This is a genomic window from Shimazuella sp. NTD250, from assembly GCF_059510375.1.
On the sequence record NZ_JCAJZS010000001.1, the window covers coordinates 377,327 to 397,919 of the forward strand.

At 40.7% G+C, this 20,593-nt stretch carries 22 protein-coding genes; 4 read left to right on the top strand and 18 right to left on the bottom strand.

Going from position 1 to position 20,593, the window contains the following annotated elements; all coding sequences use genetic code 11:
• Nucleotides 1–38 precede the first annotated feature (38 nt).
• The gene (locus AC5WOF_RS01965) at nt 39–1,370 is read left to right on the top strand and encodes a VWA domain-containing protein (protein WP_496048275.1); all 1,332 of its coding nucleotides are present in this window, start codon (nt 39–41) and stop codon (nt 1,368–1,370) included.
• 130 nt (nt 1,371–1,500) lie between these two features.
• Nucleotides 1,501–2,778: a BaiN/RdsA family NAD(P)/FAD-dependent oxidoreductase gene (locus tag AC5WOF_RS01970; RefSeq protein WP_496048276.1), complete on the top strand. Its 1,278-nt coding sequence runs from the start codon at nt 1,501–1,503 to the stop codon at nt 2,776–2,778.
• 276 nt (nt 2,779–3,054) lie between these two features.
• Here the strand turns inward: AC5WOF_RS01970 and AC5WOF_RS01975 are convergent, their stop codons facing one another.
• The 13 genes from AC5WOF_RS01975 to alaS all read right to left on the bottom strand — a co-directional run bounded on the left by AC5WOF_RS01975 (nt 3,055) and on the right by alaS (nt 12,801).
• Entirely contained in the window at nt 3,055–3,135 is an 81-nt protein-coding gene (locus AC5WOF_RS01975; protein ID WP_496048812.1) for a hypothetical protein, read from the bottom strand.
• Nucleotides 3,098–3,370 (bottom strand): hypothetical protein, encoded by a 273-nt coding sequence (locus AC5WOF_RS01980; RefSeq protein ID WP_496048277.1) that lies wholly within the window; start codon nt 3,368–3,370, stop codon nt 3,098–3,100. The genes AC5WOF_RS01975 and AC5WOF_RS01980 overlap by 38 nt, the downstream gene beginning before the upstream one ends.
• A 147-nt stretch (nt 3,371–3,517) precedes the next feature.
• Nucleotides 3,518–3,700, bottom strand: a complete 183-nt coding sequence (locus AC5WOF_RS01985) for a hypothetical protein (RefSeq protein WP_496048278.1) — start codon at nt 3,698–3,700, stop codon at nt 3,518–3,520.
• A gap of 252 nt (nt 3,701–3,952) precedes the next feature.
• On the bottom strand, nt 3,953–4,291 hold the full coding sequence (locus tag AC5WOF_RS01990; RefSeq protein ID WP_496048279.1) for a hypothetical protein: 339 nt from the start codon (nt 4,289–4,291) through the stop codon (nt 3,953–3,955).
• A gap of 295 nt (nt 4,292–4,586) precedes the next feature.
• A complete protein-coding gene (locus tag AC5WOF_RS01995) occupies nt 4,587–4,817 on the bottom strand; it encodes a hypothetical protein (RefSeq protein ID WP_496048280.1) in 231 nt (76 codons plus the stop codon).
• A 293-nt stretch (nt 4,818–5,110) separates the two neighbouring features.
• Entirely contained in the window at nt 5,111–5,347 is a 237-nt protein-coding gene (locus AC5WOF_RS02000; RefSeq protein ID WP_496048281.1) for a hypothetical protein, read from the bottom strand.
• Between the two features lie 132 nt (nt 5,348–5,479).
• Complete coding sequence (locus tag AC5WOF_RS02005; RefSeq protein WP_496048282.1) at nt 5,480–7,246, bottom strand: peptidoglycan D,D-transpeptidase FtsI family protein; 1,767 nt, start codon at nt 7,244–7,246, stop codon at nt 5,480–5,482.
• 193 nt (nt 7,247–7,439) lie between these two features.
• Complete coding sequence (gene mltG, locus AC5WOF_RS02010; RefSeq protein ID WP_496048283.1) at nt 7,440–8,492, bottom strand: endolytic transglycosylase MltG; 1,053 nt, start codon at nt 8,490–8,492, stop codon at nt 7,440–7,442.
• Between the two features lie 138 nt (nt 8,493–8,630).
• Nucleotides 8,631–8,903 carry a DUF1292 domain-containing protein gene (locus tag AC5WOF_RS02015; protein WP_496048284.1) on the bottom strand — a complete coding sequence of 91 codons (273 nt, stop codon included), beginning with the start codon at nt 8,901–8,903 and terminating at the stop codon, nt 8,631–8,633.
• A gap of 13 nt (nt 8,904–8,916) precedes the next feature.
• Nucleotides 8,917–9,192 (bottom strand): DUF1292 domain-containing protein, encoded by a 276-nt coding sequence (locus tag AC5WOF_RS02020; protein ID WP_240873432.1) that lies wholly within the window; start codon nt 9,190–9,192, stop codon nt 8,917–8,919.
• The gene (gene ruvX / locus AC5WOF_RS02025) at nt 9,189–9,614 is read right to left on the bottom strand and encodes a Holliday junction resolvase RuvX (protein WP_496048285.1); all 426 of its coding nucleotides are present in this window, start codon (nt 9,612–9,614) and stop codon (nt 9,189–9,191) included. Before ruvX ends, AC5WOF_RS02020 begins: the two co-directional genes overlap by 4 nt.
• Nucleotides 9,615–9,861: 247 nt before the next feature.
• Nucleotides 9,862–10,110: an IreB family regulatory phosphoprotein gene (locus AC5WOF_RS02030; protein WP_240873430.1), complete on the bottom strand. Its 249-nt coding sequence runs from the start codon at nt 10,108–10,110 to the stop codon at nt 9,862–9,864.
• Nucleotides 10,111–10,167: 57 nt separating this feature from the next.
• A complete protein-coding gene (gene alaS, locus AC5WOF_RS02035; protein WP_496048286.1) occupies nt 10,168–12,801 on the bottom strand; it encodes an alanine--tRNA ligase in 2,634 nt (877 codons plus the stop codon).
• A gap of 464 nt (nt 12,802–13,265) precedes the next feature.
• On the opposite strand from alaS, the gene AC5WOF_RS02040 reads away from it, so the two are divergent.
• Both AC5WOF_RS02040 and AC5WOF_RS02045 read left to right on the top strand, forming a co-directional pair.
• Nucleotides 13,266–13,862, top strand: a complete 597-nt coding sequence (locus AC5WOF_RS02040) for a TetR/AcrR family transcriptional regulator (RefSeq protein ID WP_496048287.1) — start codon at nt 13,266–13,268, stop codon at nt 13,860–13,862.
• Nucleotides 13,863–13,975: 113 nt separating this feature from the next.
• Nucleotides 13,976–15,073 (top strand): acyltransferase family protein, encoded by a 1,098-nt coding sequence (locus tag AC5WOF_RS02045; RefSeq protein WP_496048288.1) that lies wholly within the window; start codon nt 13,976–13,978, stop codon nt 15,071–15,073.
• A 57-nt stretch (nt 15,074–15,130) separates the two neighbouring features.
• Here AC5WOF_RS02045 and AC5WOF_RS02050 read toward each other — a convergent pair whose 3' ends face one another.
• The 5 genes from AC5WOF_RS02050 to AC5WOF_RS02070 all read right to left on the bottom strand — a co-directional run bounded on the left by AC5WOF_RS02050 (nt 15,131) and on the right by AC5WOF_RS02070 (nt 20,444).
• A complete protein-coding gene (locus tag AC5WOF_RS02050; protein WP_496048289.1) occupies nt 15,131–15,637 on the bottom strand; it encodes a GNAT family N-acetyltransferase in 507 nt (168 codons plus the stop codon).
• Between the two features lie 130 nt (nt 15,638–15,767).
• Nucleotides 15,768–16,844 carry an AI-2E family transporter gene (locus tag AC5WOF_RS02055; protein ID WP_496048290.1) on the bottom strand — a complete coding sequence of 359 codons (1,077 nt, stop codon included), beginning with the start codon at nt 16,842–16,844 and terminating at the stop codon, nt 15,768–15,770.
• Nucleotides 16,845–16,934: 90 nt separating this feature from the next.
• A complete protein-coding gene (locus AC5WOF_RS02060; protein WP_496048291.1) occupies nt 16,935–17,660 on the bottom strand; it encodes a hypothetical protein in 726 nt (241 codons plus the stop codon).
• A gap of 109 nt (nt 17,661–17,769) precedes the next feature.
• Nucleotides 17,770–19,188 (bottom strand): thymidine phosphorylase, encoded by a 1,419-nt coding sequence (locus AC5WOF_RS02065; protein ID WP_496048292.1) that lies wholly within the window; start codon nt 19,186–19,188, stop codon nt 17,770–17,772.
• 80 nt (nt 19,189–19,268) lie between these two features.
• Nucleotides 19,269–20,444 (bottom strand): MFS transporter, encoded by a 1,176-nt coding sequence (locus AC5WOF_RS02070; protein ID WP_496048293.1) that lies wholly within the window; start codon nt 20,442–20,444, stop codon nt 19,269–19,271.
• Nucleotides 20,445–20,593: the final 149 nt, after the last annotated feature.

Genomic DNA, 20,593 nt, shown 5'->3' on the forward strand with positions numbered 1-20,593 from the left:
GATATAAAATAAATTTTATTCATACAATACCTACTGAGGTGATCAAACTGATACGAAAATTTTCTTACACGATCTTGATAGCAATGTTAGCTCTTACCGGAGCTTGTTCTTCAAAGTCGGATACTACAAATGAAAAAAACACGCAAATCCAAAACCAAACAGAAAGTCATCAAGCAGCAACGGATATTTCTGGAATGCTGAAAGAAGGTCCAGGGCCTTATGCGGGCAACAATTATGATAAAGAAAAATTGGAGCAAGAAGTATTGAACAAGTTTACAAAAAATACTTCTGCCCAAGACATATATAATCAACTTGTCTACAACTTGGCTGAAAATTATGAAGACGGTATACAAAAAATTAATACCATCAGCCCTATTTACACTTATGATACAAATCGCCCTGGGGAATCTGCCCAATCCCAAGGAGAGACAACGAAGAAGGTTCATGTGCAAATTCTTCTTGATGCTAGTGGCAGTATGAATGGAAAAATCGGTGGGAAAACCAAGATGGAATTAGCGAAAGCAGCCGTGACCCAATTTGCTTCTTCCCTTCAAAAAGGAGCGGATATTTCCTTGCGTCTGTATGGAAACAAAGGAAGCGGGAGCAATAGCGACAAGCAGTTGTCCTGCTCTCAAACAGAAGTGGTCTATCCCTCTTCTGCCTATGATGCCAATGCCTTTTCCACTGCTTTGCAGCAAGCCAAACCTGCTGGCTGGACTCCCATTGCCAAAGCGATTGAAGATGCAAAAGCACAGATCAATCAGACAAAGGAAACCGATGCAGAAAACATCCTTTACATTGTGAGTGATGGAGTGGAAACTTGTGGTGGAAATCCAGTCCAAGCAGCACAATCGATTCATCAATCCAATATTAAAGCAGTTGTCAATATTATCGGATTCGACATCCCTTCTAAAGACAGACAAGCCTTAGAGAAGATCTCACAAGCTGGCGGTGGAACATATGTAGATGTGAAAACAGAGGAAGAATTACAGAGAGAAATGCAGAAGGCTCAATTTGACCTTTGGCTAAAGTGGACACGATGGGGGGATAACAACTGGGTTAGCATTGAAAAACAGTGGTCGAAAAAATGGATGGATCGAACAAACGAAAAAACAGCATTGATCAAAAAAATTCTCCAAGAAAATAAACGTTATGCCGAAGCAATGATCTACTTGCAAAACAAAGGGATACTAGATGGAAATAGATATAGTCAACTATATAACCTCACCCAAAAGAGATATAACATGATTTCCGATGAAATCGATCGAGTAGCAAAAGACAAAGAAGACCAATTGGAACACGCGAGAAAAGAAATAGAGGAAAAAATTAAGATTGAAAAAGACCAGATGACAAACAAATATAAACAATAAGTGTCATGACCAGCTTGTAATAATGCTGGTTTTCTTTTTGTTTCACATCAATCATGGTAAAGTAGTGAAATGATAATAACAAAGGAAACCTTTTCACATATAAGAAACAAGCTCGTTTGGGAGGAAAAATATGTTTGATGTGATCGTAATAGGTGGAGGTCCCGCTGGTTTAATGGCAAGTGCTTCTGCTGGGATGCATGGAGCAAAAGTTCTATTATTAGACAAAGGAGAAAAGCTAGGAAAAAAACTTGCGATTTCTGGCGGTGGTCGCTGCAATGTTACAAATATCAAAGAAATTGATGAATTGATCAAAAATATTCCTGGTAATGGTCGCTTTTTATACAGTGTTTTCCCCGTATTCAATAACCGTGACCTCATGCACTTTTTTGAAGATTTAGGTGTGGAATTAAAGGAAGAAGACAATGGACGGATGTTTCCAGTTACGGATAGCGCAAAAACGGTTGTTCAAGCACTTATTAAAAAAGTGCAATCCGTAAGAACAGAAATTCGTGTTAATACTCCTGTTAAACGGGTTTTATATGAAAACGGCCAAGTAAAAGGAGTAGAAACCCATACGGGGGAATCTTTTTTCGCTCCCTCTGTAGTAATAGCAACAGGTGGCATCGCCGCCTCCCATACTGGTTCTAGTGGTGACGGGTACATTTGGGCTAAAGAAGCCAGACATACCATAACGGAACTATTTCCAACCGAGGTTCCCCTTACTTCAAATGAATCTTTCATCCAACAGAAAACATTGCAAGGATTGGCTTTACGAGATATAGCGATAACTGTATTAAATCCGAAGGGTAAGAAATTAATTACTCATCGTGGCGATCTCTTATTTACCCATTTTGGCTTATCAGGCCCGACTGCCTTACGTTGCAGCCAATTCGTTGTAAAGAGTATTAAAAAAACCGGAACTCCCTCCGTTATGATTCAAATAGATTTATTCCCTGATCGAAATAGAAATGATTTGGAACAATCTTGGTCGAAACAAAGTAGAGAACAAAGCAAAAAAACAGTACGAAATGTTTTCAAACAGTGGCTGCCAGAACGACTTATACCTTTGTTGCTCGAGCGATCAAAAATGGATCAAGACTTAACTTGTTCCCATTTGTCAATGGAACAACTATCCTCACTTGTTTCATTATGTAAAGCATTTTCAGTTGAAATAAACGGAACCTTACCTATAGAGAAAGCATTTGTTACTGGTGGAGGAGTCCATATAAAAGAGATCGATCCAAAAACCATGCAATCAAAACTCATGCAAGGACTATACTTTTGTGGGGAGATTTTAGATATTCATGGTTATACGGGCGGCTATAACATTACTGCTGCATCTTGTACTGGTTATGTTGCTGGTAAAAGCGCGGCTGAGCAAAACAATAGAGTAGCAGGGACCGAATAACCCCAGGAGCTCTCACACCACCGTACGTACCGTTCGGTGTACGGCGGTTCATACAGAGTCTAACGATGAAATTGGTAACGTTGTACCACACTTTTAATCCTAAAGATTCCCAGAAGGAATTTCCTAAAGCTTGGTGTAATACTGGGCTTCCTACTATTCTCCAGTATTTCTTGCGTGAGTATCCTCATTCATAGGCTTTTTGCTTTAGTATCCCCAGAGTAATAAGCCTTTTCACTTTTCTTCGAGGTTTCTTCCAATGTTTCCAGAGATACATCCTCAGCTTTCAACGTATCCATCTAAATTCTGAAATGGAGTTTTCCTACCTGGTAAGGCAAAGTAGTTGCACCACCCTACTATAAGCAGGTTCAATGCTTCTATCCTCTATTTCATTGGGAATGGTTTGGAACGAGAAATGATCTTGTGTATCTTCTCTTGCGGGGAAGAGATGAAAGGTAAAACTGAAACCGAGAAGCTTCCTCCTCCATGACCAATCGACTGTACTTTTCTCTTGATTTACTTTCAGTCGCAATTTCTTTTCCTCAAACCGTGTGATAGAACCAAAAACACGAATCTCAGCCTTTTTCGTCCTCACATAAACATCCAATAACGAACGAACTTATGCCCTCGTCTTTAAAATCAGGTGACCTGCTGACATCCAAAGACATCAGCAGGTCACAGTGCTCCCTCAGGAGCCGGTATAGGGATCAGAGAACCTACACCACTTGGGTACTAAATGGAACTATGCATTTTCCTGGCTGTCGTCAAGGTTCTCGCCGTCGCGTATCTTCCCCAGTATCTCGGTCCCCTTGTCTCCAGCCGGGCGCAGGAAGTCCTCTTCGGTGCTTCCGTCACCATGCTTCGCCTGGTGTACAGAAGTGGCAGCCTGATAGGCCGCACCCTTGATCTTGTCAACAAGCCCCATTACCAACACTCCTAGTTGTTGGGTGGACATTCTTCCATTTAGCTATTTTATTTTCTCAGACGAAAGCTTCTCGTACAAGGTTAAAATTTTTACATTTTGAGGGAGAATTTAGAGATTTGCGACGAGATCCACATTTATATGTATTGAATAAATTTTATAAAGTACACGACCGACCTAGATACACCAAAAATGGGATCAAGATCGGTCGCTACTCTCTTGGCGAAAGTAAGTGAGATTCGTTAGCTTGAGCTATCAAATTCTTCGCATCCAGCAAATCAAGTGGACAATGGTCTTGTTGTAGTTGTACTTACAGTAAAGTTTGTACCACTTGTGCAGTTGATCCCTGTGTTCCCAGTGCTTTACAAGAAGTTGAACGGTCTCAACAAAAGCACGCTCAGAAAGAGTGTCCATGTCATTCACCTTCCTCAGGGAAGTGAGAACAATGGCTCCAAGCCTTGCTCCGGAAATCATCTTTGTTTCCATAGTGTTGGCCCAGGTCTCTGCAAGGTCTATGATGAAACGTCCGAAGGCACCACTCTCATTCTGTTTGAGAACCTCAGCGTTCCACTCCTCGTTATCGAGGGTTTTCACAGTGATTGCTCCTCTGCCATTCGCTGGAACATAGTTTTTTTATATCATGAAACTAGTTTTCATACAATAAGAGTCCTTATAGTTATCTAATTCTGACTGTAATTATAACCTTTGCTTTTATTTTTATTTGGATACATCTCATTTGAAGTTTTTTGTAATCCTCTAAAGTCAGCCTTCCTTTGTAAGAAGAATAAAATTAGCATTAATTTATTCTGTTCTAAATCTTGACCAATAACATTAGGCGGGTGGACTGTTATCCAGTCCGCCCTAGAAACCCTATGGGTTCCAATGCCCATCAGCTATTGAGCAGGCAGTCCAGAGCCTTGCTCCTGATTTGGAGTCGCTGCGACTTGGTGAGATCCGACATCATTTCGTTCAAGCCGAAGGCGAACGATTCCGTCACGCCGCGAAGGTGATGCATTCGCTCGATGTATTCGAGGATCTTACGGACAAGCTCCTCCTGTTGTGCGGATATCTGCTCGTCCGTGACATACGGCTGTTTGGACTGTTTGTCGAGAGAGCTCATAGTCTTCCCTTTTCCGCATGATGGTTGGACTTTAAATATACCATAAATTCCGAACTCAGCATGCTGCATTCAAAAAGTTGAGTTTCATTTCCCCGCCAAACAGAAGATCTGATTACTTCTAATGAAACCTTCATTCGCGTTAAAACATTGCAAGGATTGTCGTTACAAGATGCAGAGAAGTGGGAGTATATAGGAGGTTACAACATTACAGCTGCCTTATGTACGGGCTATGCAGCTGGAAAAAATACAGCAGATTAAATAGAAAATCCCCGGCACATTAGCGGGGATTTTATCTATCTTGGATTGGAGAATGGGTACTGTTTGGGATTTGATAAATCGGGCTTAGTATCTTGTTGATCTATTTCCAGTTCCTCTACCCCAAATTCTTCTAGAACGCGTCGGCATAAACTGATCTCTTGACCAACCAAAGGATCATTATGATCAGATTTTAACAATAAGTTTTGATATTGCAATAAAGCTTCTTCAATCAGGTCTAGTTCTGCTTTACTAAGATGGACTGTTATCTTCATCTATCCCTGCTGTTACCCGTTGCCAATGGGAACTTTTGTAAACCGATGTGGCTGTGGGACAGCCTGCACCTCCTTCATGTATTCCTACTCATCTTAACACAAACGAGAAAGCGTACCCATCGGCAACTTCGATCATTTCATCGGAGTTAGGGTACGTAAAACATCCATCACTTCCTGATAAATCTTCTTCGCTCGGTTATCCCCCGAATCTTTGACATTTTTTATAACAACGGAAACGGCATACTGAGGCTTGGAATAAGGTGCAAATCCAATCATCCATTTGTTGTATAGCAATTTATCCACACCTACTTGAGCTGTCCCCGTTTTTCCAGACAATTGCCAGTTATCTCGTGATAGGGAACGAGCTGTCCCTTTTGTAACAACCATCCGCATCATATTTTTTACTGCATTTATCGTACTCGGTTTTAGGGCTTTTGCATTTGGTATATATTTATTGGTAAATTTCCAGATACTTTTATTGTTCTCATCCTTAATTTCTGTGACCAATCTTGGTTGGATCGGCATACCTCGATGAAACAATGCTGTGATCATATTTACTGCTTGAAGGGGAGTAACTTTAACATCCCGCTGTCCAATCCCAGTCTGTACTGCTGCTCCTTGATCATGTAAAGAAGTGCTTTTCGCATAAATCAAACCAGTACTCTCTTCCGGTAATTGACTAAAGTTATCGTCACCTGGAATTTTACCACTCCACCCTATTTTTTGGGCTAGTCCTAACCTCTTGGCGTATGCTTGTAACTTTGCACCACCTAATTTTTCTGCAACAGAACCTAGAACAATATTACAAGAATTTGCATATGCCTCTGAAAAAGTCTGTTTGCCATGCACTTCTCCATCTGCATCTCGCAGATGATACTTACCATCGAGTGATCCTTTGCATACATATGGTGTTTTTGGTGAAGCGATACCTTCTTCAAGAGCAGCTACGGCAACGACCGTTTTAAAAATAGAACCAGGTGTTGTTTCAACCAATGCTTCATTGATCCATGGAGCTAGGGATTCATCTTTCGCAGCCGAAACTCCTGCCATCGCAAGTATATTTCCTGTGGATATTTCTTGTACAACTACTGCGCCTTCTTCGACTTTTGCTGCTTTTATTATTTCTTCCACTTTGGTTTGCAATGTCAAATCTAACGTAGTCACAATCGTTTTCGGATCGCTGGCTTGTTTGGACTTTGAACCTGTTACTTTTACCTGAACACCATTTAGCGCTTTCCCTCGGCCATCCGTTACAAAGCGAACAAGGCTCTCGCCCTCACCATGGAGAAAACGCTCAAAAGCGTATTCCAAACCAGTCATACCAAACCTAGATTGGAGCGAAAATTTGCCTGACTCTACTTCTTTTGGGTAACGATCTTTTAACACATATGCATTTCGAATCAGCCTGCCGATTACTTGTTTTGCTACTTCTCCCTCTGTCATTCGATTATCCGATTGTACTGCAATTATTCCAGGAATATGAAGCGATTCTATCATATTAACTTGATCTATTGTTAGTTTATAAGGAGAAAATACAGATGGTTTTTTTAACGAAACCAACTGTTGTTGAAAAGTTTGAAAAGCAACACCCAAAAGAGAGCTCAGTCTTGATAGCTGTTCTCTTCTCAAGTCAATCTGATCCCGAGTTTGAGGAAAGACAAACAATCTCCACTGCAATTCACCGACGAATGGCTTCCCATTTCGATCTAATATTTTACCTCGCTTACTATCCAAAATGATCTCCCTAGATTGGACTTTTTCCGCAAGAGCTACTAAATCTTTTTGGGCAACAGAGAAAGAGTGGGTGGAACTCACTTGAATCTGGTAAAGTCGATAAATCAAGCCTGAGAGTAAGCCTACCAACAAAAAAAGCACTATCCATATACGCCAAATTTTCATCTGCTTTCCACTCCTCCACCTTACCAGCTTAGGCAATATAGAGCAGGGATAAACGAATAAAAATAAGACCAAAAATAGATAGTTAATTTGCTCATTTCTAGACAATTTTTAGTTATGAAACAAACAAGCGCGTTAAGTCTATCTCATCAATAAAAACCAACAGAACAGGCAAAAAATCACCCGTTCTGTATATCTACTTTGCTGATTTTTCATTTTTGTTACTCTGTGCTATTTTTACTAATTGTTCTTTATAGGTTTTACTGAAGAAGTGAGTATTGGTACCATCTTGTTTTGTGACATAGTACAGATAGGAATGTTGATCAGGGTCTAATGCAGCTTGCAGTGCCTCTATACCAGGATTGGATATCGGCCCTGGAGGTAAGCCTTTATTCAAATAAGTATTATAGGGACTACTCAGTTTCGTGTCATTATGGCCTAATTTTTTCTTTATGATCCCATTTAAACTATAGGCATATATGATCGATGCATCCACTTGAAGTGGCATATGAATTTTTAAACGATTGTAGATAACCCCAGAAATGATCGGTAACTCTGACCGTACTCGACCTTCCCTTTCAATCAGAGAAGCGATCGTAACCCATTGATCAATATTGTACTTCGAATTCGAATTGATCAATTTATTCCTAGCATCCAACTCATTCATTCGTTTTGCAAATTGACGCACCATTTCACTAACGATTTCTTCACCAGACTCTCCTCGATGGAACTCATATGTACTTGGGAAAAGATATCCTTCCAACTTATATTTTCGAGCTGGCGTTTTCTTAATTTCCTGCTCAAAAGTAAATAGATCTTTATTATTCGGACGATTAACTGCCTTTAAAAAATCTTCTTTGGAAAAACCTTTCACTTGTAAAATATTTGCAATTTCATTCACGTTTTTTCCTTCAGGGATGGTTACTTTAATAAGGTCTTGCTTTCCGATAGCAATCTTATTTAAAATTTCATCTAAATTTTCATTAGACTTAATCTCATATGACCCTGCGAGGAGATTTGTTCTCTGCCGGTAAACGGCATAATAACGAAAAAACCAATCTTCTCGAATTAAGTTTTTACTTTTTAAGATGCTCCCTATCTGTTTTAACGAAGAATCTGGCTCGATATCAATTTCCACTGCTTTTGATCGAGACGGGGATTCAAGTGTCCAATCAATAAAGTAGTAGCCTGTAATGATCCAACCAGCAAGTAAAACAAACGTTAGAATAATGCGAAGAAACCACTTCATCAAGAACTTCCTCTCATACAACCTTTCCCACATGAAAAACTGACATGCAAGACCCTAGGATGGGAGTTGATTAAAGTGCTAGTTTCTATGTTAACATACTTAAAAATAAAAATAACGAGGAATATTCCTCGTTATTTGTCAATCATAGTAAGTATTCAGATGGTAATGAACAGCATCCAGTACATTTTCCCATTCATCTGCCGTCTCAATTTCACCAATTTGTCCATCTGCTAACACTTCATATAAATATGCTTCCCCAACACCGTGCTGAGTTCCTTGCATAAAGGCATAGTGTACCCCATTTACTTCTACTTCGTGAAGAACCCGCAAGATCTCCTCTCCCGCAGACCTGGTATGTACATAGGACATACCATCTTCTAACTTATCCCGTAAATGAGTCACTTCTTTCATATCCACTTACTCCTTAGATTTCTTCAGCATCAAGTAAGGTTTGCAATACTTCTTCTAACATTTCCCATTCAGCATCATCTTCTACAGGAGATAGTACGAGATCGTCTCCATTTTCGGAGTATCGGAAAGGATACACATCTTGTTCTTCTTCTTCCGAAGCACTTGTTGGTACGAGAAAAACATACTTGATACCTGTAGATGGATTTTCAAAATAAGTAACTACCTCAAAATCCTCTTCTCCGCCATCTTCTTGTGAGATTGTGATGATATCTACTTCATGTTCTGTCATTGGTATTTCCCCCTATTTGCATCTAAATAGCCTTGTAATATCCATTGTGCGGCTACTTGATCTACTACTTGTTTTCTTTTTTTCCTGCTCACATCAGCCTTGATCAAAGACCTTTGCGCAGCCGCAGTGGATAGACGCTCGTCCCATAAGTCTACAGGAAGAGCATAACGTTCTTTCAGCATATCTGCAACCTGTTTGCTAGCTTCACCTTTTGATCCAATGGTGCCATCCATGTTTCGCGGAAAACCGACAACGATTCTTCCTACTTCATATTCTTGGATAAGGGTATCTAGACGATGCAGCCAATCAGGGGTTTGTTTCTTGTCAATAACTTCCAGTCCTTGTGCTGTTAACCCTAAGAGATCGCTCACTGCAATCCCAATACGTCTTTCACCCAAATCTAAAGCTAAAATTCTCACCATTACAAACGGTCCTTCTTTGCTAAAACTACCAAACAACCCTCTCCATTGAAAACTCCATCTATTTAGATGACTAAAATGAGCAATGTTCCCTGTCGAGCTCTATGTAGGATTTTTCCATCATATTTATTGAGTTTACCAACAGAATATATGTTTGTAAAGTTATTATTAGGAGCGATGGCCGGACTATAACCCTAACCATCGCTATCCTCCCAAAAGGGAATTTACTTTCACTACAAAAACAAACGTTTTACTGGTCTGGATTTAGATATGATTTTACCAACTCTTCAATGATATCATCTCTATCTACACTCTTAATCAACGACCTTGCTTGATTATGGCGGGGAATATAAGCAGGGTCTCCAGAAATCAAGTAACCAACAATTTGGTTGATAGGATTGTATCCTTTTTCCTCTAAAGAATGGTAAACAAGTGTCAATATTTGTTTTACACTCGACTTATTTCCCAGTTGAAACTGAAACTTTCTCGTTTCATCCACGGATCATCTCAGCCCCTTTTTTCTGTGTGGATCAGCAGCTATTTACCTTTTTCGGTTTTAAGCTCGAATGTCCTTTTTTTCCGTGACCCAAACTTTAACTTGTTGTAATGCTTCTTGCAATTTTTCTGGTTGCTTTCCGCCAGCTTGCGCCATGTTTGGTCGGCCACCGCCACCGCCACCACAAATAGAAGCAACCTCTTTTATTAATTTACCCGCATGGAACCCTTTTTGAACATAATTTGATGCAACAGAAGCAACAAAATTTACTTTATTATCATGAACGGCTCCAAGTACAATAATACCATCTCTTTTTTCTTTTAGATCATCCATTATTTTACGAAGGCTATCCATATCTGGAGCATCTACCCTAGCCGCAAGAACTGGCACTCCATCGATTTCCATCCACTGGTTCTGTAGTTCTACAGCAGCAGATTGACTTTGCTTCGCTAACAAAGATTCATTGGTACGTGTCACATCTTTGACTGATTCTTGAAGCTGAGCAATACGTGCAGGAACATCATGAAGGTTTGTTTTCAAAAGCTGAGCACTGGATTTGAGAATAGTAAATTGTTGTTCCAAATATTCAAAGGCACGTTTCGCCGTTGCAGCCTCTATTCTCCTTACTCCAGACCCAATTCCACTTTCACTTAAAATTTTAAACAAACCGATTTCACTTGTGTTTTGCACATGTGTGCCACCACAAAGCTCCAGACTATAGTCCCCAACTTGTACGACACGAACTTCCGCTTTATATTTTTCTCCAAACAGTGCCATAGCTCCCATTGCTTTTGCTTCGTCCAATGGTTTTATGCTTGTCGTCACAGGTATATTCAACCAAATTTGTTCATTTACTTTTTGTTCTACTAACTGAATTTCTGCTTCTGTCATTGCCCCAATATGAGAAAAATCAAATCGCAGACGATCAGGTGCGACCAATGATCCTGCTTGGTTGACATGGTTTCCTAATACTTCTTTTAAAGCTTTGTGTAGCAAATGTGTAGCAGTATGATTCTTCACTGTTGCTTGGCGAAGATTTTTCGCTATTTCTGCGATTACCTCTTGATTTTTCTGCAAAATACCATCTCTGACTACGACAGATATCAGGTGTTCTTCATGAGGTCCCTTTTGCACATCGGTAACTTCAGCCAAAGCTTCTTTTGTCCTTATACTGCCTAAATCAGCTACTTGCCCCCCACTTTCTGCATAGAAAGGAGATTCTTTCAGCACGAGAATTCCCTTATCCCCCTCTTGTAAGCTGTCTACTTCTTCCCCATCTCTGATAATGGCAGCAATCAAAGTAAGACTCGTATCTTGTTCATAACCAACAAATACAGTGTCTACTTCCAGATTTGCAATCGCACCACCTTGAACTTGCATACTATTACCTTCTGATCTAGCAGCACGCGCGCGATTTCGCTGACTTTGCATCTCTTCTTCAAAAGCATCTCGATCTACTTTAAGCTCGTGTTCCCTTGCAAAGTCTTCTGTTAAATCAATTGGAAATCCATACGTATCATATAACTTAAATGCTTCCAACCCAGTTAAACTATCTCGATTTTCCGCTTTTGCCTTGTCGACCCATTCACCCAATATACGCAAACCATCTGTCAGTGTTTCTAAAAATCTTTCTTCTTCATTACGAATTACTTTCTCGATAAACTCTTGCCCAGCATATGGTTCTGGATAATAATCTTTCATAATCTCTGCGACTACACCCGTTAATTCATATAAGAATGGTCTTTTTAGTCCCAGCTTGCGACCATATCGGACAGCCCGGCGCAAGAGACGGCGGAGGACATAACCACGGCCTTCATTTGATGGTAAAACGCCGTCAGCAATGGCAAATACAACCGTTCTCGCATGTTCCGCAATGACTTTTAGGGCAATGTCCACTTCTTCTGTTGCTCCGTAAGTTACACCAGCTTGTTTACATATGGTCTGGATCGTCGGCTGGAAGAGCTCTGTATCATAGTTAGTTGGCACATCTTGCATCACAGAAGCCATTCGTTCTAAGCCCATTCCTGTATCGATGTTCTTATTTGGAAGTGGTGTATATGAACCGTCTGGATTATGATTAAACTGGGAGAAAACGAGGTTCCAAATCTCTAGATAACGTTCATTCTCTCCACCTGGATAACACTCTGGATCACTGAGGTCCCCATACTTATCTCCACGATCATAAAAAATCTCCGAATTTGGACCACTCGGTCCTTCTCCGATATCCCAAAAGTTTTCCTTCAGCTTCACAATATGATCTGCTGGCAATCCAATGTCTTCATGCCAGTGCTGGTAAGCTTCATCGTCTTCTGGATGAATCGTAACATACAATTTATCAGGAGAGAGCCCCATCCATTTTGGGCTAGTGAGAAATTCCCAAGCCCACGCGATGGCTTCTTTTTTAAAGTAGTCTCCGATAGAAAAATTACCTAGCATTTCAAAAAATGTATGGTGTCTTGCTGTATAACCAACGTTTTCAATATCATTGGTACGGATTGATTTCTGTGCATTAACAATACGGGGGTTTTCTGGTACTAAACGTCCATCAAAATATTTTTTTAACGTTGCTACACCAGAATTAATCCATAATAAGCTAGGATCATCTACAGGAACCAATGATACACTTGGCTCAATCTGATGACCTTTTTCCACGAAAAAATCCAAAAATTTACGACGAATTTCATCTGCTTTCATGCTTTACACCCTTTCCTATTAAGCGAAATCGATACAAAAAAAGCCCACTCATCCCTAAACAAGGGACGAGCAGGCCCGTGGTACCACCCTAATTACTACTTACGTAGTCACTTCATGTATCGATAACGGCTTTTTGCCGGCAGTTATTAACTGCTAACTCATAGAACTGGCTACCTCCATAATCTCACTGAGAAAACCTCACAGCCAAGGGTTCTCCTCTCTTACAGTTGTTTATAGAGCTTGGTTCCATCTTTGTATGCAAATATAGAATTATCGTTTCTATTATACACAAAAAGCACAAAAATACTATCATTTATTAGTGATGTTTTTTCCCTTGATAAAAATGTTCTTTTATCTCACTGTCTGGTATGAATTTGAGTCTCTCTATTATCTCTTGTATTGTATTATTAGCAGATCTAACATAGCATGATGGTAAACTGGACAAGGGAGGAGGTGCGATTTTTATGCCAAAAATGGTAAATCATGATACCCGGAAAAAAGAAATTGTACAAGCTGCATGGGAGATCATTCAAAACAAAGGAATCGAAGAGGTTTCTGTGAGAAAAATTGCTGATGTAATGAAACTCTCCACAGGTTCTATCCGATACTACTTCCCAACGCAAAGCGAATTGCTGAGAACCTGTATCCGTTCGGCAGGAGAAAACGTACATCAGCATATTTTATCGCAAATTGATTTGTCCTTATCTCGTGATGAAGTAATCGATCAACTGGTAGCTGAGATAATGCCAATGGATGAAACAGATCAGAGGAATATGGCTACTTGGTACGAGATTATCACCTATACAAAAAAGCAACCAAATTTAGAAGATATATCTATACGTATATTTCAATTTGTGCGACATATGCAAGCTACTTATATTGACTTATTAAGACAGTGTAATTTATTAGCTGAAAATCTAGACTTAGAAATCGAAATAGAAAGATTACATTCATTAGTAAATGGTTTGTCTACTCATTGGAACATAGAACCAAATTCTAAAACCAAAAATATTATCAAAAAAACGCTTCAAACCCATTTAAAATCGATATGCAAACAGTAAGCATTGGTTTGTACCTTTTTTGCTGTTTTTGTATCGGTTTTACTTGATTTTTTTATCACAACTGTGATAAAAAGAAAATATCAACAGATGTATGACACCAAGGATGTGTGATCATGAAAAATCGTATTTATTATTTGGATCATATTCGGGTATTTCTAACGATTCTGGTTCTCTTTCATCATGCAGCACTACCCTATACTCCTCTAGAAGGAGTATGGTATGTATCAGATATGGGACATGAGCAAACAGTAACCTCTTATATCCTCACCTTTTTTATAGCTATCAATCAAGCCTTTTTCATGGGTTTCTTTTTCTTTTTAGCTGGTTATTTTACACCTGTTTCTCTTGACCGCAAGAAACCCCGCCTATTTGTAAAAGATAGACTGCTCCGGTTAGGTATCCCTATCTTGGTGTATTTGTTCATCCTAAGCCCAATTGTCCAGTATATGGCTTCGAAAGAAAAACTTAATTTTTGGACCTTTTATAAAACAAAAATTTTAAGTTTGCAAAGTGTAGAAACGGGTCCTATCTGGTTTGTAGAAGTGTTATTGATCTTTACTCTAATCTATGTATTCTTTCGATTAATCTGGAAAAAACATCCTTCCAGTGAGGAACAACCATTTCCTTCTTCAAAAAAGCTTTTTTTCACGGCTATATTATTAGGTATTATTACCTTTATGATCCGTCTGGTATATCCCATTGGTTTTTGGATTTGGGGCATCCAAATCGCTTATCTTCCATCTTATTTGTTACTGTTTTACACCGGAATCATGGCCGGAAGAAAACATTGGCTAAAGAACATTCCAAAAAAGACAACAAAGCAATGGGTATCGTGTTTTGCCATTGTTTCTCCACTCTTCCCGCTTAGTTTACTCTTTTTTCAAGGAAATACAAATGGGGGATTCAACCTTCTAGCATTTTCTTATGCGATGTGGGAAGCTTTGATTTCGTTCGGTATTTGTTTGGGACTAATAGCCCTGTTCCGAAAATATGCCAATGAAGCTGGGGCACTTTGGGCAAATCTATCAAGGTCAGCTTTTACCGTATATATCATTCATCCGATTATCTTAGTAGGATATGCATTATTACTTAAGGGCACATCACTTCAACCTCTGTTCAAATTTTTGACAGTAGGCTGCCTAGGAACTATCACTTGTTTTTTACTTGCATCTATAATCGTGAAAATTCCTTATGTCAATAAAGTCGTTTAACAGAAATATCACCTAGTATATATACTAGGTGATGTTTCTGTTGGAAAATTTAGTTCTCTATGTTGTGATATGTTTGCCCATAATAACAAGGTCACGTTTTTCTCCATCAAGTTCTGCTATTTGTGGTAAATATCCCCATTCTTCAAAACCAAAGCGCTCGAACAGTTTTATACTAGGTGTATTATGACCAAAAATACGACCTACTAAAGTCTCTGCATATAGGCTAGATGCTGCTTGAATGGCTTCTTCCAAGATGATACTTCCTAAACCCTGCCCACGAAATTTCTCATCTAAATAAATACTGAGTTCAGCAGTTTTCTTATACGCAGCTCTTTGATTGAAGTTTTCAAAGCTTAACCATCCTGCTATCTCATTTTGGTCAGTAGTATAAACCCATAATGGCCGATCGTATGGGTTATGCCCAGCAAACCAATCCTCTCGTTCCTCTATCGTAACTGGGGTTAGATCAGCAGTGACCATTCTACTTGGTATAGTGCTGTTATAAATTTCTACGATTCTTGGCAGATCATCTTTCGCTGCTATTCTTTTAGTAAACATCGACATGACTATCCTCCCCATAAGACTTAAAAACTTTTACCTATTATACCTAAGATAGTCGTCATTTTGTTTAGATGATGTATTTGAAATATCTGGACTTTCAGGAATAGACATGGGCAAATCCATGTCTATTCTTTTAATCCGTTTTATGATGAAGGTAAGAGGTGACAACAAATTCAAAGACAACCTTCCCAACCGCTAAGGTTGGAACTGCTAGTAATAGCCCCCAGACACCTGCTATCTCCTCTCCCACTAATAAAGCAAAAATAATCGCTAAGGGGTGAAGACGAAGGGATCTTCCCACAATTTGCGGAGATATGATATTTCCTTCTAATATTTGTATGACCAAATTGACAATGACTGTCCCGAGTGCCATCTTAAATGAGATGGTACAAGCTAATAAAATAGCTGGAATTACACCAAAAAAAGGACCTACATAAGGAATGACATTAAACAGAGCAACAAAAAAGGCAAACAAAAAGGCATAGGGAAGTCCTATTATTTTGTAACCAATAAAAGCTAATATCCCAATGATAAAACAGACGATAAACTGACCGCGTATATAATTTCCTAAAACTAAATCAATACTTCGAAACAGCCGAGCTATCTCTCCTCTTCGCTGTTTGGGTAACATGGTTAGAAAAAAACTTTCAATTCGATCAATATCTTTTAACATGTAAAAGGACAAAAATGGAATAATGAGCAACAAGAAAATCTGATTCAACAGATCCCCCAAGCTTCCCATCAATCCAGCCATCCAATTGCTCACTTTTTGTTCTATTCCTGCAACCATTTGTTCTAGTTTGATATGCATGTTGTGTGGCAATATATCTTCACTATGGTCATGATATTTGTGCCATAACGAATTAAATTGCTCATTCCATTGTGGAAGATGCATTACCAGTTGATAAACTTGCTTCTCTAAAATGGGAAATAAATTTATAATCAACACCGTTATCGAGAGTAGAAAAACAACATAAATAAGCAGAATCGCCATAAAACGCGGCATTTTTCGCCGTGCTAACAAATTGACAATGGGATGCAGCAAGTAGGCAATAAAGACAGCTAAAAAAAAGGGCACACAAACTGCTTTTAGAAAAAATCCGATATGGTGAAACAAAGAACCTAGTTGGATGAGTAAATAAACGCTACCTAATAGAACAAACAGAAATACCGACAGTTGGAAAAAACGGGACTGTAAAAGTTTCTCCATATCCGTTCACCTCATTGTTGTTAGGATACGAAAATTTTCCCTAGATTATGTCCAAAAGTCGGTTTATCTTCAAAGCACTTATTTTATTTATTAGTAGCATTGCCAAATCAATTTACCAGACGGACTTTTGCTGTCTGCGTCTACAAAGACATAACCTGATCCGCTGTCTCCAAAGTTTGCAAATGGACAAAAATACTCATTTGAACCTAGTTCTGAAATCCAAATAAAATCATCTTCTCCTACTTGTAACTGGTACGATTTTTTTCCATCGTATTCCGATGTGTCTCCAATCGGCAGCTCCGAAAGATCAGTTGCTTTCACACGAAATCCGTGATCTAATTGCACAGCAAATTGATAATTCCCCCCCATTTCTTCATCAGATTGTATCCAGATCGGTGTCCCTCCAAAATGCGTCCAATTCTCCTGACTTATCTCCTCCATTGTTTCCCAAGCCGTTACAGACAGATCAGGAAGCATCATGATGTGTTCATCTGGTAACTCTGTGATCGGATTATTGTTCCAATCTTCCGGTTCTAGAATGAGAACTTTGTTGCAACCACCGTCTGCTTCCCATGTACTGCATCCTTCTTCACTTTCACATTGGAACAGATACAAAACACGACCTTCTTTCCCAAGCGGGAGTCGCTTTGGATGGTGTTTCATTTGAAATAAGAAACTCATGAGTGCCTCACACTCTTTGCAAACTGGCCATTTCTCTATAGGTAAACCAACAGGTAATCCGCCGAATTTTACTTCATTATCTTTTCCTTTGGCGTCACTAGTAGCCGCAAACACAAACTTTGGTATATGTATCAAAATGTATCCGCTCCTCTGCTAACGTCGGACGGGCCACCCATTTGCATGGATGACCCGCCACATGCCCTGTTACAGGGTCTTGGGTTTCTCTATTTTTTTGATTTGCTCACTACCGCAGTACATCGTGGATCAGCGGAGGAGGTGTGATGTACTCCGCACCGATCGTGTACGTACCGGGGAACTTCTGCTCTGCTACTTCTCCGAGTCCCGAGTCGTTGTAGTACAGGGTTGCCAGTGGCTCTCCCGCCTTCACTTCGTCGCCGATCTTCTTGTGTAGCCAGATGCCCGCGCTGAGGTCGGTGATTTCCTTATCCCGTCCTCCAGCGAGATCCCGAGCACAGAAACCGATCTCCTTGGTGTCCATCGCTTGGACAAAGCCCGACGTAGGAGAAAGGACGTCCATCTGAGAAGCTCGAAGCATCTTTTCCGGATGGAGCAACAGACTTGGATCGCCACCCTGATTTTCGACGATCCTCACCATCTTGTGGAAAGCTGATCCATTTTCGAGGTTCCGACGAGAGCGTTCCACTCCCTCCTCGTAAGAACCAACCACTTTCCCCAAGTACAGCATGTAGGCGCTGGTGACGACCGTCAGGTCAACCACATCAGCCGGTCCACGTCCCTTGAGTACTTCGATCGCTTCGTACACCTCAAGCGCATTACCGATGGAATGGCCGAGTGGTTGATTCATGCTGGTGAGCAATGCCACGACCTGACGACCCGACAGCTTGCCGATCGACACCATCATCTCTGCCAGCTCACGGGCATTCTCCAAGTCAGGAATGAGCGCACCCGATCCACACTTGACGTCAAGAACGATGGCATCCGCCCCTGAGGCGATCTTCTTCGACATGATGCTGCTGGCAATCAGCGGGGTGGATTCCACACACCCTGTGGCATCCCGCAGTGCATACAGCTTCTTGTCCGCAGGTGCCAGATTGGCAGTCTGTCCCGTGAGGGCAGCACCAATCTCGTTGACCGACTTGGTGAAGAACTGCTCCTCCAGATTCGTCCTCATACCGAGAGCCTGTACCTTACGGAGCGTTCCGCCGGTGTGTCCGAGTTCAGCACCAGATGCCTTGGCCACCTTGCCACCCGCAGCAGCCACCATCGCCAGGAGAATCAGCGTGATCTTGTCTCCTACACCGCCAGTGGAGTGCTTATCCACCGTCTTTCCCTTGATGCTGGCAAGATTCACCATGTCGCCGGACCTTGCCATGGCGAGGGCCAGAGAGGTGGTTTCTTCCTCGCTGAGCCCGTTGTGGTACACGGCCTTGAGCCACGGCTTCATCTGCTCGTTCGTGACCGCCCCAGAGGTGTACTCCCTGATGAGAAGCTCGATCTCCTCTTCGGACAGCGGCTGACCGCCTACTGTCTTGCGAATGATATCTACAGCAGTGAACACGTTATTCCCTTCTCTTGTCTCTTGTGGGATGATCCCAGTTTGCAATCCGCTCACTGAAATCCATTTTAATTCTATCATCGAAACAATCAAAAAGCATTGATTTCTTTCATGTTTTATCTCCATTCCCCTTGAAATGAAATCAGTTACATCATGAAAATAGATTCACCTCGTTCATGTGGATCATGAACGAGGTGAAGGAGAGATTACTTATCCGAATGTTCCAAAAAGGGCTTCAGCCACTTGAACGCAACCAAAGAAAGCAGCCCCATTGGTACCATGCTCAAATACATGGTATCATACCCGTACTTGACGCCAATGGTACCATATCCCCACACTGCCAGCACCGTTATCAACTCTTCAGACAGCATTGGAAGCGCTGTTGCCATTGTCTTATTTTTTAAGCTGACGAACATACGCTGACCGACAATCTGCCTGTTCAATGTAGTAGAAATTGCCGTCACCAGCAACCCAAGAAACAAGATGACTTGGTTATTGGTCATGAAAAAGACCAATGAAACCACCATCAAAACTACATAGACTGCTTTGATAACACGATTTACCCACCGACTGGCAAGAAGTGATGCCAAAATCCCGCCAACAATATAACCAATTGTACCTCCTGTCATCACTACCCCTGCCCATTGCGATGAGTCGAGATAGAGAGGCACGTAAATTACGTTGCATGCATCAAGGCCAGTTACTACCGCTGAAGCGGCGAGAACGATCAGACCAATCATCAAAGGATTAGTCGGTAGATTTTCGGAAGAGCTTCTTGTATCCTTATCTTCTTTATTGTTTTGAATAGGTACAGGCTCCTGAACCCGAAAGGCAATGATCATGGGAATCAAGCCCGTCAAAATCAACAATCCCCCGATAGTGCTCCAAATGACCAGCGGATAACCACTCTGGACATAACGATAGCCAACATCTCTCAATCCAGCCCAAGCGGAAATCCAAAGAGTAGAACGCATAAATGTGAATCCGATATGTTCCTGTGGATTCTCTGGCAAGAAACTTCTAAACATCGTATTAGAAGCGATGAAAAGGGCTCCATCGATTACCATTCTCAAACCGACCACCATAATCATTACTTTCATGCTTGATAAAGCATAGAAAGGAATGAGCAGAGCCGACAAGATGATAAAGACAAAACTCACCTTGATATGAGGAATCTTCCATTTCATACTGGCCAACGCATAGGACAGCATGCCAATAAGAAACCCAGAAATATACACAGCCATAAGAGTAGGAATGTATTCTTTTTGCTCTCTTCTAGTTAGGATCAGGGGGAGAGAAGGGGAAATAAATCCCCCACCAGCAGCATTGAGCACGCCTGCCAGAAGCACCCATTTGATCGCTGCTCGTGTGATCCACAGCACTTTGAAGTTTTGAATTCTGTCTCTGAAGTAGGACCTGACCTCGAACAGCATTTTCCTTTATACCTATTCTCTAAGAGGAGAAACCTTCACTTTCAACAGTGAAGGTCTATGGTCTAAAATAATCATATAAGAACTATTTTCCAATGACA

What these genes read in the sequence shown, in the direction of transcription:
- AC5WOF_RS01970 (WP_496048276.1), top strand. Translation starts at nt 1,501, where the DNA reads ATGTTTGATGTGATCGTAATAGGTGGAGGTCCCGCTGGTTTAATGGCA.
- AC5WOF_RS01985 (WP_496048278.1), bottom strand. Translation starts at nt 3,700, where the DNA reads ATGGGGCTTGTTGACAAGATCAAGGGTGCGGCCTATCAGGCTGCCACT.
- AC5WOF_RS01995 (WP_496048280.1), bottom strand. Translation starts at nt 4,817, where the DNA reads ATGAGCTCTCTCGACAAACAGTCCAAACAGCCGTATGTCACGGACGAG.
- AC5WOF_RS02000 (WP_496048281.1), bottom strand. Translation starts at nt 5,347, where the DNA reads ATGAAGATAACAGTCCATCTTAGTAAAGCAGAACTAGACCTGATTGAA.
- AC5WOF_RS02005 (WP_496048282.1), bottom strand. Translation starts at nt 7,246, where the DNA reads ATGAAAATTTGGCGTATATGGATAGTGCTTTTTTTGTTGGTAGGCTTA.
- mltG (WP_496048283.1), bottom strand. Translation starts at nt 8,492, where the DNA reads ATGAAGTGGTTTCTTCGCATTATTCTAACGTTTGTTTTACTTGCTGGT.
- AC5WOF_RS02015 (WP_496048284.1), bottom strand. Translation starts at nt 8,903, where the DNA reads ATGAAAGAAGTGACTCATTTACGGGATAAGTTAGAAGATGGTATGTCC.
- AC5WOF_RS02020 (WP_240873432.1), bottom strand. Translation starts at nt 9,192, where the DNA reads ATGACAGAACATGAAGTAGATATCATCACAATCTCACAAGAAGATGGC.
- ruvX (WP_496048285.1), bottom strand. Translation starts at nt 9,614, where the DNA reads ATGGTGAGAATTTTAGCTTTAGATTTGGGTGAAAGACGTATTGGGATT.
- alaS (WP_496048286.1), bottom strand. Translation starts at nt 12,801, where the DNA reads ATGAAAGCAGATGAAATTCGTCGTAAATTTTTGGATTTTTTCGTGGAA.
- AC5WOF_RS02040 (WP_496048287.1), top strand. Translation starts at nt 13,266, where the DNA reads ATGCCAAAAATGGTAAATCATGATACCCGGAAAAAAGAAATTGTACAA.
- AC5WOF_RS02045 (WP_496048288.1), top strand. Translation starts at nt 13,976, where the DNA reads ATGAAAAATCGTATTTATTATTTGGATCATATTCGGGTATTTCTAACG.
- AC5WOF_RS02050 (WP_496048289.1), bottom strand. Translation starts at nt 15,637, where the DNA reads ATGTCGATGTTTACTAAAAGAATAGCAGCGAAAGATGATCTGCCAAGA.
- AC5WOF_RS02055 (WP_496048290.1), bottom strand. Translation starts at nt 16,844, where the DNA reads ATGGAGAAACTTTTACAGTCCCGTTTTTTCCAACTGTCGGTATTTCTG.
- AC5WOF_RS02065 (WP_496048292.1), bottom strand. Translation starts at nt 19,188, where the DNA reads ATGGAGATAAAACATGAAAGAAATCAATGCTTTTTGATTGTTTCGATG.